The organism is Paenibacillus sp. J22R232, assembly GCF_056269165.1.
In genome coordinates, this window is sequence record NZ_JBWDNK010000005.1 from 101,618 (window position 1) to 120,767 (window position 19,150).

General features: G+C 39.6%; 14 protein-coding genes. 6 read left to right on the forward strand and 8 right to left on the reverse strand.

Annotation, left to right across the window (positions count from 1 at the left end; translation table 11 throughout):
* Positions 1 to 43: 43 nt before the first annotated feature.
* Positions 44 to 808 carry a restriction endonuclease gene (locus tag AC0YN3_RS16865; RefSeq protein ID WP_475776163.1) on the reverse strand — a complete coding sequence of 255 codons (765 nt, stop codon included), beginning with the start codon at positions 806 to 808 and terminating at the stop codon, positions 44 to 46.
* A gap of 653 nt (positions 809 to 1,461) precedes the next feature.
* Here AC0YN3_RS16865 and AC0YN3_RS16870 point away from each other — a divergent pair.
* The 3 genes from AC0YN3_RS16870 to AC0YN3_RS16880 all read left to right on the forward strand — a co-directional run bounded on the left by AC0YN3_RS16870 (position 1,462) and on the right by AC0YN3_RS16880 (position 4,600).
* A complete protein-coding gene (locus AC0YN3_RS16870; protein ID WP_475776164.1) occupies positions 1,462 to 2,880 on the forward strand; it encodes a TolB-like translocation protein in 1,419 nt (472 codons plus the stop codon).
* Positions 2,881 to 2,887: 7 nt separating this feature from the next.
* Positions 2,888 to 3,826: a peptidoglycan DD-metalloendopeptidase family protein gene (locus AC0YN3_RS16875; RefSeq protein ID WP_475776165.1), complete on the forward strand. Its 939-nt coding sequence runs from the start codon at positions 2,888 to 2,890 to the stop codon at positions 3,824 to 3,826.
* A 108-nt stretch (positions 3,827 to 3,934) separates the two neighbouring features.
* A complete protein-coding gene (locus tag AC0YN3_RS16880) occupies positions 3,935 to 4,600 on the forward strand; it encodes a hypothetical protein (protein WP_475776166.1) in 666 nt (221 codons plus the stop codon).
* 484 nt (positions 4,601 to 5,084) lie between these two features.
* Here AC0YN3_RS16880 and AC0YN3_RS16885 read toward each other — a convergent pair whose 3' ends face one another.
* The 6 genes from AC0YN3_RS16885 to AC0YN3_RS16910 all read right to left on the reverse strand — a co-directional run bounded on the left by AC0YN3_RS16885 (position 5,085) and on the right by AC0YN3_RS16910 (position 16,121).
* Positions 5,085 to 11,585 (reverse strand): Athe_2463 domain-containing protein, encoded by a 6,501-nt coding sequence (locus AC0YN3_RS16885; protein ID WP_475776167.1) that lies wholly within the window; start codon positions 11,583 to 11,585, stop codon positions 5,085 to 5,087.
* The gene (locus tag AC0YN3_RS16890) at positions 11,582 to 12,559 is read right to left on the reverse strand and encodes an S-layer homology domain-containing protein (protein WP_475776168.1); all 978 of its coding nucleotides are present in this window, start codon (positions 12,557 to 12,559) and stop codon (positions 11,582 to 11,584) included. Before AC0YN3_RS16890 ends, AC0YN3_RS16885 begins: the two co-directional genes overlap by 4 nt.
* Positions 12,560 to 12,816: 257 nt before the next feature.
* Entirely contained in the window at positions 12,817 to 13,110 is a 294-nt protein-coding gene (locus tag AC0YN3_RS16895) for a hypothetical protein (protein WP_475776169.1), read from the reverse strand.
* Positions 13,111 to 13,268: 158 nt separating this feature from the next.
* Positions 13,269 to 13,412 (reverse strand): hypothetical protein, encoded by a 144-nt coding sequence (locus AC0YN3_RS16900; protein ID WP_475776170.1) that lies wholly within the window; start codon positions 13,410 to 13,412, stop codon positions 13,269 to 13,271.
* Positions 13,413 to 13,714: 302 nt separating this feature from the next.
* On the reverse strand, positions 13,715 to 14,809 hold the full coding sequence (locus tag AC0YN3_RS16905; protein WP_475776171.1) for a tyrosine-type recombinase/integrase: 1,095 nt from the start codon (positions 14,807 to 14,809) through the stop codon (positions 13,715 to 13,717).
* Between the two features lie 268 nt (positions 14,810 to 15,077).
* Positions 15,078 to 16,121, reverse strand: coding sequence for a hypothetical protein (locus tag AC0YN3_RS16910; protein ID WP_475776172.1), 1,044 nt, complete (start codon positions 16,119 to 16,121; stop codon positions 15,078 to 15,080).
* A gap of 251 nt (positions 16,122 to 16,372) precedes the next feature.
* Here AC0YN3_RS16910 and AC0YN3_RS16915 point away from each other — a divergent pair, with 251 nt between their 5' ends.
* Genes AC0YN3_RS16915 through AC0YN3_RS16925 form a run of 3 tightly spaced genes read left to right on the forward strand, consistent with a single transcriptional unit; the run spans position 16,373 to position 18,531 of the window.
* Positions 16,373 to 17,749: a hypothetical protein gene (locus AC0YN3_RS16915; RefSeq protein ID WP_475776173.1), complete on the forward strand. Its 1,377-nt coding sequence runs from the start codon at positions 16,373 to 16,375 to the stop codon at positions 17,747 to 17,749.
* A gap of 22 nt (positions 17,750 to 17,771) precedes the next feature.
* A complete protein-coding gene (locus AC0YN3_RS16920) occupies positions 17,772 to 18,146 on the forward strand; it encodes a hypothetical protein (protein WP_475776174.1) in 375 nt (124 codons plus the stop codon).
* Positions 18,147 to 18,168: 22 nt separating this feature from the next.
* The gene (locus AC0YN3_RS16925) at positions 18,169 to 18,531 is read left to right on the forward strand and encodes a hypothetical protein (RefSeq protein WP_475776175.1); all 363 of its coding nucleotides are present in this window, start codon (positions 18,169 to 18,171) and stop codon (positions 18,529 to 18,531) included.
* A gap of 121 nt (positions 18,532 to 18,652) precedes the next feature.
* Here the strand turns inward: AC0YN3_RS16925 and AC0YN3_RS16930 are convergent, their stop codons facing one another.
* Entirely contained in the window at positions 18,653 to 18,868 is a 216-nt protein-coding gene (locus AC0YN3_RS16930; protein ID WP_475776176.1) for a hypothetical protein, read from the reverse strand.
* Positions 18,869 to 19,150: the final 282 nt, after the last annotated feature.

Sequence of the window (19,150 nt, forward strand, 5' to 3'; positions counted from 1 at the left end):
TAAATGAAAGCCTGCAGCCAACATGACTGCAGGCTTTTTCATTTTAAACCAAATCCAAAGTATGGCGACATTTCGGGAAATTGGAGCATCCATAAAACTCTCCTCGTTTACCTATTCGCTTCACTAATAAATAACCACATTGAGGGCAGTCCAGATCGTCAGGTTCCATAGACTCCGTGCTCACCGCGACTTCCCTTTCGGCTACAGTTGGTTCCTGGATCTGATTAGAATGTGAAAGCGGCATTCCAGGGTTCATAGTCAAAATCAATTCAATGAGCTGCTGCCTCATGATTAAACGAACCTCATTCGATTTAGCCAAGGTGTATGCCTGCCCTGTATAATCACTGTTGGTAACCACCCATGCCTCGGATGCTCCGTAATGGTTTAATGCTGTATGTACCTCTTGCACAGCCTTTAAACCAACATTTTTGTTATATCGCTTCGCTTGAACAACAATTTTCTTTCCTGCCTTTGAAATGATTAAATCGGCACCAAAATCACCGGCAGCTTGCGTTACTTTCACCCTGTAACCGTGGGCTTTAAAAAGATGACCTAGATATTTCTCAAACTGCCTTCCCTCCATCTTGTCAATTTCTGCTATGCCTGATCTCTTTAATCGCTCTGTCCGTTTATGATTAATCGAGGAGATAATAAAGGCATAACCACCTAAAATAACACCTGCTGCAATTCCTCCAGCTACGATTGATGATGTATACGAGTAGACTCCCCATCCGGCCACTAACATTAGTAACAGAACTAGTGCCTGTAATGGATCTAATTCTTCCTTTTCTCTTCTACGCCTGGCCATTTTTGTTTCCCCTTTTTAAAAAAGTTTTATATCGGAATTTGCTTTGAGGAATAAAGCCTGTACTGTATAAGCTCACAATGGATTTATGAGCAATCTGAGTTATAGACGAAATTAGGTCCTCTAAAATCGTTGTATGGATCAAATGCGAAGGTATTTTCTTGACGACACCTTTTATGAGGCCAGAGATTGACGACTGGAGCTAATCGACCTCTAGTGTCCGGATGCATCGGGCTTCCCAGTATGTTTAAGAAGAATAACGTATTAGCTTCATAAAATTTCTTGGTGCAAAAAAATCCATAAGTCTAATTTTGCAATCATGGTAGTATTTTGCGATCATGTCTTTTTCCAATTGAGGGAGAAACCTAACTGGACAAACTCGGACTATCGATTGTACGGCTCTAATTGTACAAAAATCTTAATGACAAAAACTTGTCAGTTTCAGCTGTAGGTTCTGTCATTCTTTACGAAATAAGTCAACGTTCGACATGCAAATAGTATATCAGAACTATTCCGTAAAATGGTAATAAAGGATAAACTTTATTTTGAATTAAACATCCATTTTCAGGGTTTTTTACTTATATTTTGAACTGATTGGAGAGTGAATGAATAACTAGTTCCAGCCCAAAAACCCTGAATGATTATTTACGAGAGGAATGAAGAAAACCATGCAAAAAAAAATAACAGCAGCAATTACAGGTGTAGTATTGCTAGGAACTGTTTTTTCTGTTGCTTATGCTTCAAATCTGAATAACAATTCCGCAATAGATGAAACGGTTGGCAACCTTGAACTTATCGGGAACGAGTACTACAAGATGCTGCCAGTTGATACGGACAATCCTATTCTGCTTAACCGCTTACAGGATCGTGACTATGCAAAGATAAAAGAGGTTCTTGTCGATGTTTCTTCAGTGCCATTGTCAATACAAGCACGAAAAGAAATTGAAGCAGATCCTAATGCCAGAGCTGTAGATAATATGCTACAAGATGGTCGTTTTCTCAAAGAAAACTGGGAAGAGTTGCAACAAGCGATGGTTGAAGAAGCACTAACTGTTAGAACATTGAATGGGATGCTATCTAAAGAGCAATCAAAAGCACAAGAATTTAAAACATCTATAAAAACTGGTCATGGTGATGTTGAAATTAAGTTACAGAAATTTCAAGCTGATGGAAAAACAATAGTTATTCCTAAAAACATGGATGATATCCCTGTTGAATTTTCAATCACGCCGGATGGGCAGAAGTCGCTGATTTCTACGGATAATGGGCTGTGGCTCGTGAACAGTTCAAATAACCAGCTAGAGCAGGTGCTGCCGAGTACATATAATGGAAAAACTTTTGACGCATTAGCAGAAGAATCTACAAACTTGTTTGGTGAAAATCTTGTGGTATGGAATGAAAACATTATGTCTAGCCCCGACAGCAAAACATTGGTTTATAACTCTAATAAAAATAATGTTAAGAACGGTGGTTCCGCTCTTTTTGTTTATGACATCACTACTGGTATTGAAACTATAATTGCAGATGCGGAAGGTACCAACTACTTAGTAGATGGATGGTTGACTTCCGAAAGTGTACTTTGCAAAAAGATTACAAGTTCAGGTATGAAGCAAGTTGTAGTTAACCTAAATGGTACTGAATCTGAACTAGACTTGATTGGTGAAGCACCTTATATTTATGCGGTTCAAGACGGTCTTATTGCTTACGCTACAGCCCTAAGTAGTGGCGAAATTCATATTGCTAGAATTGATAATTCTGGTACGCTTCAAGAAATTACTTCAACTAAATTGAATGGAACAACTAGACTACGTGCAAGTAATAAAGGCTTTAGTTTGGATAACTCGTATTTTGCCTTTATCTTTGTTCCAGACAACAAGCCAGAGGCACGCTATATAAAAGTGGTCGATTTGAATACTAACAACATAATTGACGTTGACTCACTGCCTTCTGCTTTAAACTCTTCCGCACGTTATTTGGAATTCTCTTGGACAGATGAAAATAGTCTACTCCTTGTTGTTCAAGAGGAAATAGATGAAACAAAAAAAATGTCTACCTGGACATATTCTTTAAGGTGAGGTGATTATGATGAGAAAATTTAATCGCAAAGTTATTCCGTTACTTTTAGTGTTTGGCTTAACTTTTTCCGTAATTCCAACCGTGAATGCAGCCTACACCGCCTACTCCGAAGTATTCACAGGAGCTATTGATGCTACAACACGCTGGTCAAGTCCGATCGAAAATTCAAGTGGCAATCAGATTTGGCCCACAGTTACCAGTAAATGGAGTGAACCACGGAATGTCACAGGAACTTCACCCCATGTAGGCGTAGATCTAAGTATTAGTACCTCAAAAATCATAGTAGCAGTAGCTGATGGTTATTTAACAAACCTAAACGACACATATAATACCGTTTCACTTGAAACGGCGCCTGGTGTTTATTGTCATTATGAACATATGGTTGTAGCAACTACAACATACGCGAATGGAAATTATGCAGAAGGAGATCGTGTTGGAACAGGTGGTGATGTTGGGGCTGAAGGTAGCCCACATTTACATTTTGGTGCTTATACACATAACTCAGTAAGCGCACGAAAAGCCTACCGAACTGAAACATTGTACAGGGATACTGCGTCTTGGAACTATGGGAGGAACCTAGATGTTTTTAGTCAAGCAAAATTTCTTAGTAGCAAAATTGCTCAAATTACAGTCGTATTTAGCGGTGCCGGCAATACTCATACTGAAGTACCATCGGCAGTAACATTGTTCTATAGAAAAGTTGGAACTACCAGTTGGATTCAAGGAGGTGCTATGACAAGAATTGGCACAACGTTCGACTATAAATTTGATTTTCAAAATGTAGTCCCAACTGGAACAAATATTCAATGGATGGCAAGAATTACACGTAATTTAAGCATCACGTATCCTTATGCGTGGGCTCCTGCTAAATTTTATAGGCCGGACACAAATCCGAATGCTACCTCTAACACTTATGGTTATTTCCCTAATACCGTAACTTATTGATTCGTCTTCCGTTAATGGTTAAGGACTGTCTACGTGTATTAAGTAGTCGACCTTAACCTTTAACTTTTAAATGAGCTAACGAATTGTAATCTAACTTGGAGGTATACAATGAGGAAAAGTATTATTATTCTATTTCTTTTGTCAATTGTTTTAAGTGCATGCAGTTCTAATTCATCCTCGGAATCTAGTCCCACTCCGTCGGACATTTTACCATCTCCTATTGAAAGTACAATCGTTTCTGAAACAAGTACACCGGAGCCATCTGAAACAAATGTCCCAGCTCCAGAAGCTATGACTAAACAAGAAATATTTGATTTTGATTTAATACGCTCGGATTGGACCAAAGAGCAAATGGTAGAGCTCGGACTTAAAAAAGAGGTAAATGACCTTGGCGGTGAAACGTATTTTTCCAATGATCTGGTTAAATATATCTACTTTGATGCTCGCTCTGAAAAAAAAACACCAGCAGTAGTCGATGTTTTTGGGAAACATCCGGGACCACGAGGAATTGGAGTGGGTCATACATTTGAAGAGGTAATGTCGCTCTTCCCTCAAAATGAGGATTGGAAAAGTAATACCAATGGTGTTTTTTATGGTAAATATAATCCCGATGCAGAGCAACAAACTTGGGGACCATCTGGATATGTTAGAACTCAAGATGATGGAAATAAAGAGATTTCAATAATAACGGAAGATGTCTACCCGTTTGTTAGATTATTTTTTAAAGATAATGTCTTAACGCATTATACTTTCTTTTTGATATCGGCTAATTAATTAGTTATCATAAAAAAAACATTGGTTTTATAAACAAAGCTTTTTTATGTTTGTTGCAGCTTAATCAAGGACTTTTCATTTTAAGGAACGCATAGTGTTAGGAAACTGGTACACTACATGCGGATCGTATAAAGCTAAGACCATATCAAAAACTTATCGACTTTTAATAATTCAGCGTTAGTCTCGGACATTATTTTCATGTCCATGGCTAACGCTGTTTTATTATTTGTGTAAGTATAATTTTACGAAGTCTGACGATTTTGTAATTAGATTAGCTAAGCTGCACCTGGTACGTAGCCGACAATGGATGAACTGTAGTTGCTGCACACATACTCGATACGGATAGCTTGAATGGTTTCGTATATATTCGCTCGGTCCGTGTAGCTGGCAAGAAGTTCGCATAGGGAACTCGAGGAACACTTAATCAGGAAATAAATTAGAAAGAAAGAGGCGATGCAGCAAACGCTACATCGCCTCTTTCTGCTTACCAACCCTTATGAAATTCAAAAAACGACGTCCAGCTATCTTTAATTTGAATGGTGACTTCCGTTTCTTTCACTACACCGTTTGAATAGGTGGCTTTAAACGTAAAGATATAATCTCCATCCTTCAGCGACTCTAATTTCACCTGCGCTTGCTTCGCACCAATAAATCCAATCCAAGCTTTTTGATCGGTGGATCCTAGGCTTGTGCTACCAATTCGTGCAGCTGCTACGTCGACCTTGGTTGCCTTTGTTGTGCTCGTGCCTGTATCGGTTGTTCTGGCCTTCAGATCGAAACGTTCACCGGCCCAGAATGTGGATGGACTTCGAACCTCTTTGGGTTTCACACTATTCCATCTCACTCGGTTCGCTTCCCAATCCGCCGTATGAAGGACTTGACCCGTAATCCCAAGTGGCAATACAGCTATCGTTTTGGTCACGACAATGGGATCCGCAATGCCATCTGACACGGTCTGCTTCACATGCCAGTTACCGACCTCCAGGAGCTGCAGCACAGGACCCGTTTTAGGGTAAACCGTTCCGCTGCGCAAGAGCGTATAACTGAAGCTACGCTTTACTCCAGTTGGACTTGTGAGCTCGTAAGCTACGGATAGCGGATCTCCATCCTCATCATTGACGTTGGATGAGATCGTAACCGTATCTCCCTCATAGACCGGCTTTGGTGACCAGTTAAAGTCGGCTGTCGGGGATCGGTTGGTACTAAAATGAATATAAGCAAAATAACCTTCATTACCGGCTACATCATAGTCCAGCACCGTTAGCCGGTATTCCTGGCCAGCAACGAGGCCAGTCACTCGATACGACCTAGCCTGCAGGGAAATCGGAATACTGTATTCTGCCGTACCATCTTTATTTAAGTCCACATTTGTTACGCTGCCATCTGTATTCACTTTCTGCAAATAAAATGTGCGCGATGCATGGCCAGAGGATGGCGCTGGATCGCTGAAGGCATTAAACGTCACGTTAACCGCTGTGGGCTCCACCTCTAGCTGCTCATTCACATCCGCGGGCTTAACCGTATCCACGAAGAAATAACCATTCGTCGAATAAGGACCCCATAGGAAGCCGTCGTTCGCCCTAGCTCTCCAGTAATATAAACCGTCAGCCAGCACCGGCGGCGTGTAACTTGTTGCCGATACAGCCGTTTCGGTATCGACTACCTTAGCACCGTCCGACACGCGAAATACTTCATAATCAATCGCACTTATTGAATGATTTTCTGGATCTACTGTAAAGACACGCAGTTGCGGCCGGTTAATCATGGTATAGATCGGATTTGCTGCATCGATGCCGTTATACGACAATAAATGTGTCTCTGGAGGCAGATCCAAAACAAAATAACGAATATTACTTAGATTTGACCAGGCCCCTTTTGAGTAGACCTGACCTTGCACCTTAACGACTCTTCCAGGTTGTATGAGCCCCTCGATGAGCTTAAAACTTTTTTCTGCACCGGCGTAATCGATGTACAGGGCAATTTCGTTGTTATCAACATAGTTCAACGATAACCGATACTGCTCTTGGGGGTCGTTCTCCTGGTCCACGTATGTCCAAGTAATCGTAGGATCCTTGGCGAGTACGGTTGGTGCTGAGGCTGTTGTTCCCCCTGGGTACGTAATGGTCATGACCGGCTTCGTCTGATTAACCACAGGTAACGCCGGTTTATAAATGGACTGTTCCGCCCAATAGGACCATGCTCCATGCAGATCTTTCACTTGTTCCTGTACAATTAGCTCCACACCTGGCCGACTATAGAAATTCCGTTTACCAGCCGTCCAAATGGTTTCGTCTGCCCAGCGCGTCCGGAATACTTTATCCAGCAGCCGCTGCGGAATATCGGGATCATACGAGACATCAAATGTCTCATAATCAAGTGCTTCCCCCTCTACGTAGACCAGGCCAGTGAATCGTACATCGGGTAACGCAATTGGTCTACGATGAACGTAAAGCTGTTTTGTAGTGGGCTCTGACCATTTGCTATATGCGGATAAGCCTGGATGATCTTGTGCCCGATACGTAATCTCATAAACGCCTGGCTTCTCTAAGGAATGAATCGCAGCCCCGTACGTTTTCCCGTTAAACATACTGAGCCCTTCTGAATTCTCGAATATATGGGGATTATGCGCGTAACTCCACTCTTCTATCGACTTAGGATCATCCTCGATATCCGAGAAGATTTTGTCATAGAGTATCGCATCGTTAACGAGCACCGCCTCATACTTTTCCTCCGTATACATATCTCCGTAGTTATTCTTTTTCACATTCGAAAAAGAAGCAGATGATTGGCCAAGTGACATAATCCCAGCGGCACCTTTTGTATACGTGCTATCCACAACCTCCAGCACTTTTGACTGGTTAATAAACACTTTTAATGTGCCGTTGGCAGCTTCAACCTTAAAAGGATACGTTGAAAATGTTGAGCGTGGTACAGCTGCCGTTTGTAAACTCGTTTTCACGCCATTTACCGACTTGTATAACGTAAGCGTATCTTTGCCCCACTCTACCGCATACATGTTTTTTTCGTTTTGAATGTGAAAGCCTGCTCCGATCATTTTATCGTTTTTAATATCGTTCACGCTGACATTAAATTCGAGCGCATAATTTTTCATTACGCTTCCAGCATCGTACAGCAATCCGCCCCAATTATCATCGAAAATGCCTACCGTATTCGCATCAATATCTTGTAAGCTCGCGTTTCCAGATTGCGAAACAAAAGGAACGACAACATGAGGCCAATTCCTGGTGTCTATTAGGAATACGGAACCATTAGGTAGAATGGGTGTTACAGTAACACCGCCAGCACCAGCTCCCCAATCATCACCCGCTTGATTAGCTACTAGAACAATATCCTTTTGTTGTGTGATATTTAAGATTCCGTAGCCAATAGCACCTGTCCGATGTTTTTTTACAGCGAAAACATCACCATTAGGTAGCAACCCTGGCTGGTATGAATAGTTATTAGACTCTCCGTTTGGAAATAAGAACGATTTTAATAGTAACGTTCCAGTCTTCGATAAAAGATAAAGCGTATACCGATTCGTTAGTACAACATTACCGTCTGGCCTTACTACGGGACTAAAGTTTCCGTAAAGCGCTTCGCCGTATCTACTGAAATAATCATCAATTGCGTACTTACTTACGACACTTAAATCGTTGGCCCTGTAAGTAGTAAGTGTAGATCTCATATCGTCCCCGCTAATGGATGAAACATTAACACGATAAACATACAGGCCATCATCACTTAGCGTTACGGGTGAACCTGAAGAATAACCGTCTACAATTGGAGAATCAATTCTAACGCCGTTTGGTGAAATCTTTGTAACTACCGTTCCCGCGATATAGATAGTTCCATCAGGTGCGAAGAAAATCTCCGGAGTAAAAGAGTAACCACCACCCGCATAAGTACTGTATTCGGGGCCCGTAGCAATCCATTCCACAGCACGATTTTCAAAACTGTATTTGTAGTAGTTGGTCTGAACTCTACCATAGTTAAAATCATTATGAACAACACTAATGATCGCTGATTTAAAATCAGGTGTTAACTTAAACGATGTTAGGGATATTCCTCTACTATCTACACCTGTTAGGTTAAACGTATGAACCTCCTTCGTTTGCCCTCTGTCAGCGTAACTTGTTATTCTTACATATGATTTATCGATTAACTCTCTCTTATAGAATTTTTCATCTTCTTGTAATTCGGTGTCCCATGTGCCTCCATTGAGTGTAAATGGTGGGCTTAATTGAACACCTGTAATGGCATCTCTTTCTGAATATTGATTAACGTAACAATTACATGTGGTATCAAGGTAATTCCGTAAATAAGAATAAATGCGATTGTTATTGAAAATATGTCTAGAAGCTAGTTGATAGTCGTTAACATAGGTATCATTGATAAGTGGTTGTATGGACCATTTAGGCTTAACAACAAGATCCGCTGGGAGAGCGTATTTGTTTCTATTATTAAGACCCATTCCAGCATTCGGATATTGAAGGTTAAAGTTAACTGGCTGCCCGACCTTGGTACTTATGGAGGAGCTATCCGCTTTCCAAGCTACTTTGTCAGCATTCCCCCCCGAATATGGCCGCTTAGCTACCCAGGAGCGGAAAATCGATTGTGCGGAGTAATTCGTTACGGGTGGACCGCTATCTTCTCCCTGTCCAGGTTGCTGCGTGATACCAAAAGCATTGAAGTTTACAGAAGGGGCATAGTTCAGAATATCCGTTGTTGCTATGCCAGATATGCCAGACTTCCCATAATCCTCAGTCACGGTAGCTCGATATTGCCTTTTTCCCACGGTCAGATAGTTTAGAGAATGCGTGGTTTTATACGTACCGTCATAGATGATGTTCCAGGCTTCCTCGTCAAAATTTCCATTCCCGTTTGCATCATATCGCTCTTCGAGCTTTAAGTGCTCCAGCTTGTCATAATCAGGGCTTTCAGCTTCCATGTAGAGCATAAAACCATTGCTCCGATAAGCTTCTTCTGGAGCCACGATCTCAATGGTTGGAGGTAGATCAGGAACGACTTCGACGAGAAGGTCGGCCCAATCACTTACCCTGCCCGTTGTGTCATAAACCTTTCCCTCTAACAAATATTCTCCTAGTGCTAGATTATTGGCTGTTGGAAAATCTAACGTGTAACCCGATCCATCCACTTTTTTGTACCTTTTTTCTGATTTGCTATGGTCAATAGTAACGCCGCGATCCGCTAAAGGGGAATACGAATTATTCAAGTGATATGGAAATGGAAACGGTCTTCCCTCTATAACCTTTGAAGCACCAGAAACAACCGCAACCGGCTTAGGATCAATGACGGTTAATGTAGCTTCAGCCGTTGCCGATCCACTGCTATCACTTACCCTAATTACAGCACGGTACGTACCTAGTTGCGAAAAGGTTTGATCATAGTATTCGTATTTACTTTTATCCGTAAAGAGTGGATCTAGGTTAGAAGAAAAAGTCCATTGATGGGTATCAAAACCGTCTGAGCTGTTGAGTAAGGATGAAGTTTCGCCAGCTAAGATTTTAGCGGGCTCAAAGCGGATAGCCGCCTTCAGTTCCGGTCTTGGTGTTGGTGTAGGCTCTGCACTAGGCGCTGGGGTAGCGCGATCACCAACGTTAATCGTAAGCTCTGCCCATTCAGATACCTTTTTCGCGCTATTGGTTACGCGTAGCTCAACAAGGTATTTTCCTTCTATCGCAAAATCTTTTGCAACCGGCTTCTTCTGCAGCGTCGTTCCTGCAGGCGTTTTAACCTTCCATTCCCGTACGGTAATGGCTTCTTTGCCTGGCGAATAAGAAAGAGTGTCATCCAGCTTGGGATCGACACTCGGTTTGATTGCTATTTCGGGCTCTGTCCGATGATCCCCCTCTTTATGACTAATAATTGCTATCGGGGATGTTGGCTCATTTGCTTTGTTCACCATAATTTGAAAGACTTTGACGTTATTGGTCTTATCCGTTTCCGTGATTTGGCCATTATAATCAGCCTTGGCTGATAACTTCTTTAGCCCGCTGGTTGCAAAGCTCGTGCTGAAGGTTACCGTAGTCTCCGCACCAGGTGCAAGGTTGGTTATGGGCTTCGTTGGTTCCGGTGAAATGCCAAAAAGGCCCACAAGGAAGGAGCCACTATTTTTATTGCCTTTATTTTTGACGGTCACATTGATGGCTGCTGCCTGGCCAACATAAACAGCATCGGGGTGCACAACCTTAGTGACTTCGAGATCAATGGTTTCTACGACCACATTGGGATTGAGCGTGACCATTGGTTTGATTGTAAACATTTCATACCACCAAGATCCATCGGTCCACTGACTCCACATTTGTACTAAGCCAGGTGTAAAATCTGTTGGCTTCTGTTGAATAATAGCGTAGTCCAACAAAGTGTCCGCCGTCCAGCTAGCTCCTTTAAGTGCGTTATAGCTTGTTAAAAAGTTTGTAGAAGAAGAAGGCTTGTTATACGGGTCGACCATACGAGAAAGCCATGATGGGGCTTCAGGGTTCCGTGAAAATAAAGTAGACTCTCTTATATCACGCTTTTTCCCTTCCGTTGTGTCCCAGGGAGCTTTAACCCAGTTCTTAGCTACACTGCCGGTTACACTAGAATCAGGTGGGAATTTCCAGTTTCGATAAACACTACCGCTTGCATCCCATCCAAGATATCGAAATTGTCCTGTTTTTTTATCTGTCTCATTTCCAGAAACATCCGTTGGATTACCATAGACAACAATAGATTCGCCTATATTTGATTGATTCAGCAAATATTTTTCGTTAAGGACCTTGCAGTTTGAACTCATTTTGGGGATCTTGTAAACTTTTATCATTGCCTCGGCCTTTGTTCCAAAAGAAGGTGGACTTGCGCAGCTTGCTGCTCCCACTGTTTGAGGATAAAAAGGAATTGAAGTAACAACTACGACAAAAAGTAATAAAAAAAGCAACTGCGAGCGCAGCTGCTTTCCTATACAATAATTCAAATTATTCACGCTCCTATCCAAATTGCAACACCTGTATTATCGCTACCTTTATATACAACAAAAGTTCTCCCATCATATTTTGTCTCAATTTCACTTCCCGAATCAGTAGCTTTTAATCCATCTACCTTGATATATGCTGCATACGCTTTTTCATATGAGATGGGATAATATTGTTTTAAAATATCTTTTATTAAGGCTTTCGTTTCTTTTGTTGAATCAAACGTACCGACTGTAGTTCTTTTTAGTTCAGCTTTATACTCAATCCAGACTGTATGGTCTTCAAATACAACTGATCCTTTGAGGTTAATACCTACAGCTCCACGACTAATCGTTGTATGGCCTTTAAAGCTCGGTAAAGAATGAATTAAAACATCCAACTCTTTATCGGTTTTTGGGTATGCTACCGGCTTAACTTGTGGATTTTTAGCTTTCAAAGTATTGGAGATCATAACAACGGCTTCAGCCCGTGTTGCGTTCTTATCGCCGCCCATAGAACCATCCGGATAGCCCTTCAAGATTCCATTTTGTTTAGCAATAGCAAGATATCCCGACTTTACTCCTTCTGCGTCTTTGCCAAGCGCGCGTACGGTCATACGTGCAATTTCATCACGAGTAATTTTCCGGTTTGGTTCAAATTGCGAATCTTTGTACTCAGCTACCTTGATAATGGATTGTTTCAGGCCGGTTGAGATCGATGCACGAAACCAACCTGTATCGTCCGTAAAAGGCGTGTCAAGATCCTCTAGCTTATATTTCATCGCAGCGACCAACGACTTTGTAAACTCTGCACGAGTTATATTATCGTTCGGTTTAAAACTCGTTGCGCTGTACCCATTAATCCAGCCTTGACTCACCGCCGAATCAATATCCGATTTTGCCCAGTGTGTTTTTGTATCCGTAAAAGCAGCTGCAGCCGCTACTGATTGCACTGTAAACAGTAGCGTAACGAGCATTGTTAGTATAGTAAACTTCATTTTCTTCATTGGATTCACTCCTATTTTCTATTTAGTAATCGGTGATATTATCGTTAATCCCCATTTCTTATATCCTCTGCACTCCCTCCCGTTTAAATTACCGAATATGGGTTAGTTCCACCTACAAATCTCTACTCTTTAAAGATATCAATTTTTTCGTCTAAAAAAGACAGCAAATCGTATGCAAAAAGTATGATTTTATTTCTAGCTATATCTCGCTTTATGTATCAAACTAGTTCTCCCATAAGTATCAAGAATCAAGCGTCTCAATCTATCGATACCATAAATTCATTTCCAATTAAATGCACGTCGCATCCGAACTCTTTAAGTTTCTTTGCAATAGAATCCGCATATCTTCCGGAGAATACAATTAAACCTGTATCATCTTTTGAAGGTAAGGCTGTAAAAATATGTTTAATAGTACGTGATTTATACGTTAGATCCATCTCGGTAATCTCTTTCAACTCACCATCCGCGTTTTCCCAATAACCAACTGGAGCAAATACACCACCATAACTCCTTTTAAAGTCAGCTGGTTTTAAAGCATTATTGTTCGCCATGTTAAGACCTCCATAATCTATGTTCTGATTTTATGTATTGCTATATTCATTGTGTTGTACCATGATACTACGACACTAAGAATTTTCGTTTGCCTCTTTAATAAATCTGAATCTGACTATATGCTTACATGTATCTGATTCGCCGCCAGATAACCAATTCATAGTACGAGCCTCCGATTTTGAAAGCTTTCGTCCCATGCACATCTCGGCTGTCTCGACCAGCTCTCGATACCGTGGGATTTGCCATTCTTCCAATTCAAATCCTTCGTACGGTTTGGATTCATCGTAATAATCCTTATCAATCCATTCAATCCTCCCGCGACTATTCAGTCCCTTGTACGCAAGGTTCATTAAGCCTTCCTCCTTTAAAATATGAATCTACCTACAATTACTTAAAAATCAGTTTAAAGAGTAATCTGAATCCTTTAAAAACATAATAAAGTAAAAATCCTAATCCGGTTGCATCTTCTAGGTTCTGCCAGATCTTATAATGTTTCTTCGTATTATGACTTCTCCGGCCTCGTCCCATGACTAGAGATCCCTCCTATGAAACAACTCTATGTTTAATAATTGTCATATTTTGTCGCTCCTGCTATCTTACTTTCTATTTATCTTGTTGATAATCCTCTAATACCTCATCCGGAAAATTAGTGTACGTCTCCAGATAGCGATCATTTGTGTGGCCAAGCTCACGTTGCAAAACCAACTTATTCCCGCCGGTCTTAATGGCCAGATAAACAGCGTACGTATGCCGAAACCCGTGTGGAAAAAGCGGACTAATTTTCCGCTCTGGATCTTGCTGCTCCGCATCGTGCCATTCACCAATTCGATGTATCATTTTATTTATCTGTCGGTCGCTTAACCGACCAGGACCGGAGCTAGCTGTCCCAGCTCTTAAAAAAAGTATTTGTTCGTCTTCACCGGCATCCAAGGTCCACTCAAACTCTAAATAGTCGGCCAGTGCCTCACGAGTATCTTTATCACTTATAACCTTCCTTGATTCTGTCCTGCCTTTTCCCTTTATTCGATGGATCTTAAAAACACGTGCAGCACGGAGCTGATCCGGATCATTGGGTTCAATCTGCGCAAGGTTGAGATTCATAAGCATTTCACGTCTTATCCCACTACTCAAAAATAAGTAAATGATCGCTCGGTCACGCTTGGGCCGCGCATTTTTTCGTAGTGGAGCCTGCTGATCTCTCCAGGCGCGTCCTTTTACCGTATAAAACCTCTCCAAGCGATCCAATAAGTTAATCAGAGAACGTAATTGTGGTTCAGTCAACGCCTTTACATCTGGTGCAGGGAGCTGGATATCCCGAATGCCTCTCCCCTTCGTAGGATCCTCTGGCAAGAGATGAGGCCTCTGTTGATTTAGCCAGGTCATGAAGAGTGAAAGATGTGCCCGATGGTTGTTCACCGTAGCTGCTGCCATCGGTTCACCAATTCCTTTACCGTCCTTATACAGATGATCAAGCCACGCCTTAACATCCCGTTTGGTCACCATACTAATCCGATCATGACCGTATAAGTTTCTGAAGAAATCAATAAATCGTTGCAGCTGCTTGTCTATTTTTTTTTCAATATTTAAAGACCGGTCACCGCGAATTTCCTTTTCAATGAAGCGCTCTTTCCATACAGTCAGTTGGTCTTCATTCTCCTGATAGATCGCCGCAACCTTCTGGGAACTCTTTTTAGGCACTTATGACCACTCCTCGATGCTTGTTTATGAATTGATTATATCATAATAAGTTCCTAGAAGGTATCTTCTGGGAACTTATTTATTTTTCAACTTAATCTTCTACTAAAACCATATGCTTTATTTTAGAGAAACTGAGAAAATTAAAAATCACTTCATCACGTAGCTTTGCTTAGTACAGTAAAATTCACTATTATCTTCAAAATTACGAAAGCCGATTCGATCGAAATCGAATCGGCTTGAAAGGATAAAGTACTATAACGAAATTAACCTACATTTCTCTATTTCCGTCCATTTCGTTATCAAGAAACTCTATCCCATCTACCGGATCCCCTGCTCTGCGCATACTACAGATACGACATAAATTATTACCTTGAGGATATATAGTCGCATGTAACAAATAGTTACTTCTTTTTGCAATACACGCACGATGTTGCCCATTTCCAAATGAAGAATGACCACAACCAGAATGTTCATAGATATCAGATGGAGAAATATTCTCTATTCCTTTTTGTAAAATATGATTACGAAAACGAATACAGTAATGCACAGAATCTTCATCCATCGGACTCTTTCCATTAGATTCTTCAATACCCGCTATTTCTCTATAAGCAGTTTCAGATAGATTAAGAGAGCATTTTCCAGTAGAACGCATAAAACAATCCCTTGAGCTTAGACGTAGCATAAACGTTCGATTAGTAACATCAAACAAACCTGTTATTGGTTTTTCTCTTTCATATATTATTTTCATCTCTTTCTCGAAATCTGTGGCGACTCCATTTTCAAATAAAAATTTATTTACCAACTCGTTAATTTTAAAAAATCTACGGTCTGAAATTGAATTTGCAATATAAAATATGACATTGTTTAAAAATCTTTGAGGCATTACCTTTTCCACTAATTCAGAATCCATTTTATGAAATCTTGAAGCCATTATCTGCATTTCTTCTAATACCTCGTTTGTAAACGATCTACTCCTTTGTTTTTTCATAATTTTTTCAATTCTGCCTATAGATCGATAAAAGAATAAAAGTTCGTGAACTACAGCGATATCTAAATTTGATAATTTATGCGTTCTATTGCTATATTTTTTTGAAACCTTAATTGCATAAACAGTACTTGTTTGATCCTCTAGTCTTCCATTCTGCTGTAGAAGAAAATATACAATACTATCGTTCGAATAAAAGCCATGATGTCTAATCATTTCTTTCTTCTTATAAAACCAAATTTCTTTAGATATCCAATTATTATGTGTTTCCTTTATTGGATTCGTTAATGGTTCTATAACCAAATAATCATAAGTTCTATTCAGCATAAGTTAATCTCCTACTCCTTCTTTTATAGCTAAATCCAGAACTGCAGTAGCTGCTTCTTTCATTCTGCTAGGGATTGTTCTCTGTTTTAAAAATACACCTCGTACGCATGTGATTTGGCCAAAGTGAATTAATTGGTTGTAATTAATTTTTCAAATTTATAGATTTTTCATTCAAATGTGAATCAATAGTTCTATAATAGGAAGGTAATGGATTTGTAGTCAAACGCAACAATTTAAGAGGAGAACTAATTATGTTAATTAGACCAAGGCTCAACGATTTTCATAACCTTCCATTTACACAAGAAGAAGTGGATTTCGCAATTCCTTTTCTCAATGAAGACATCCCTTTATACTTGGATCCCTTTCTTTTGTGGAAATCCCCTTCGATGCAAGACAATTCTTTACACACTGCCATTAGTAATTCATTTAATCATTTGGGTTATCTCATGAATAAAAAAGGAAATGAAAAAGATGCATTCGAAATTTTAGTTCGTGCATCGGAATGCTCGGAGGTTGGTTTAGGTACTTCTGCAAATAAAAACGGGTTAAGGATTGGACAAAAGACAGCAGCATCGATATTGTCACTCTTCCAATCCGTTCCTCAGCTTTCACAAAACGGGTTCACCCATTTTGAAGAAATTCAACTTTACGTAGACCAGATCTCCAAAGATCGAGTGAGTGATATTGCTTGCAATTTTCTAAAATCATATTTGGTCGACTTCACAATCCAACAATGCGAAAAACATCGTATACCATTAGAAAAGGTAAAGATCCACGACTTGTATGATTACAAAAAAAATATGTTTATAGAAGAAGAAGTGTTTCTACCATTAAATCCAGAGACTAAAAAACCTTTATTGCTTGTTCCTAAGCGTTGGTTACGATACTTACCTTGGATAAACTACGAAAATTACTTCGATGGATACTTTGTAAATGAAATATTTCAGCAAGATTCTAAGACTCTTCCATCCAGAGTTGAAATTCTTGAATATAACCGTAGAAACTATGATGTAGTTCAAAACTACATTAAGATGAAAGAGAAGACTGCTGATGATTGCAGAAACGATCCATTATTCAAGCAAATACCTATTGTCTCGGCTAAGAGAAAATTTGATAGCATTAGCAAATTACCTTCTGGAAAAACCGACAATGCGGATAGAAAATATGAAGACCACGTTTGTCAGTTAATGGCATCCTTACTCTATCCTCATTTAGATTTTGCTGAGTCACAAAGTAGAACTGATACGGGAGTACTAATACGGGATTTGATTTTTTATAATAACCAAACATTTGATTTCTTAAAAGACATATATGACGACTATCATTGTAGACAGATCGTGATGGAATTAAAAAATGTTGCTAAGGTTGAAAGAGACCATGTTAACCAATTAAATAGATATTTAACGGACTCGTTTGGAGGATTTGGCATTCTAATAACAAGAAATCCACTACCTAGAGCAATATTTCGAAATACGATTGATCTTTGGTCCGGTCAACGTAAATGTATAATTGCATTGACAGATGAAGACTTGAAAATGATGGTATCCGTATATGAAAGCAAACAACGGAATCCAATTGAAGTAATAAAAAAGAAGTATTTAGAATTTAGGCGCAGTTGCCCATCCTAACAAAATTACAGGAGTGGAAAAAATGAACTTTAATGTAGGGTCTTTTGAAAAGGTACAGGCGCAACTCCAAGGCTTATTTGAAGAAGTAGGTGTCCTTTCTAAGAAAAAACCAGATGATGCTATCAATAAGTTTAAGCTTAACATTATAAATCCAATTCTAACCCAAGCGAATATTTTGCTGACAGATGATTACAAACCATTTCAAGATTTCGAAATTTTTGATGAAGAAAGCCTCCCTACAAACAGTGACGTCTTAATAGTACTTTCCCAATATCTCAATTGTTTGGAAAAACTAAGAGCAGACAATATCGTTATTAACGGTGGTGCTTGGTATTGGGCAATTAATAATCAAAAGACTAATATTCGTACGGGTCCACCGAAGAAATTATTGAGATAATTTTTTAGAAAGGAGCATCAAAATGACTAAAAAGAAAAATACAAATAACTTACCAACTAGAGAATTTACAGATAAGTTTGATATGCTTTCTCCAATGCTAAATGCTGCTTTGCATGAAATGCGTGAGTTATCAAAAAAGAAACAAGATGGAGTACTTAACCCCTTAAAGATAAAATTAATTAATAGACTTCTGGAAGATGTAAAAACATTATTAAACTCGGATCCGAGCACCCATTATCTTGAGCTATTAGATGATGAGTTATTACCGCAAAACAGTGATGCTGTTCTTGTCCTTGGTCAGTTCAATGCTGCTATGAATCAGTATCAGAATAAGTACTATGGATATCATGGTGGAACCAAACTTCATTGGTTAACAGTTGATTGAATACTTCATTTTTACATTCATTGTAAGAAATTAATCCAACATCTTTAGAAAACCTACAACAAGCCATCCTTTAAAGGATGGCTTGTTCATATATATTTCTCTTTAACCCCTGATAAATGGCTTAATAATCTTCTGTAATATCTTCAGGTTCAACGGATATATAAGATTTCAAGACTTCTATCACAGCATGTATCGGATAATCTTTTGATTGAGCTATTTCAAGATTACTCCATCCATTTTCGTATAATTTAGCAGCATCTTCGATTTCACTATCACCATCTACTGATTCGAATTCTCTTATGAGCTCTTGCCTTTTAAGTTCATCACACATTAACATAACCGATCACCTCAATTCTGCAATTGTAAGAAGTGCGGGAACATGTGTTCCTGTCTACATTATATCAAAATAATATATGTCTTTCCACAATAACTTAAGATTTGTATCCTCATCATTCTCGAGTACATAATGGCTTTAGGAATAGTACAGTTGATCACTGGCATTATTTTTTAGCTCTTCTAATTCGACATTTCTTCATATAAATCAAAATTGAGGAGGCCACATAGATGGCCTCCTCATATATAAGCCACCTCTTATTAAATAAACAAGAGTTGGGGAAGC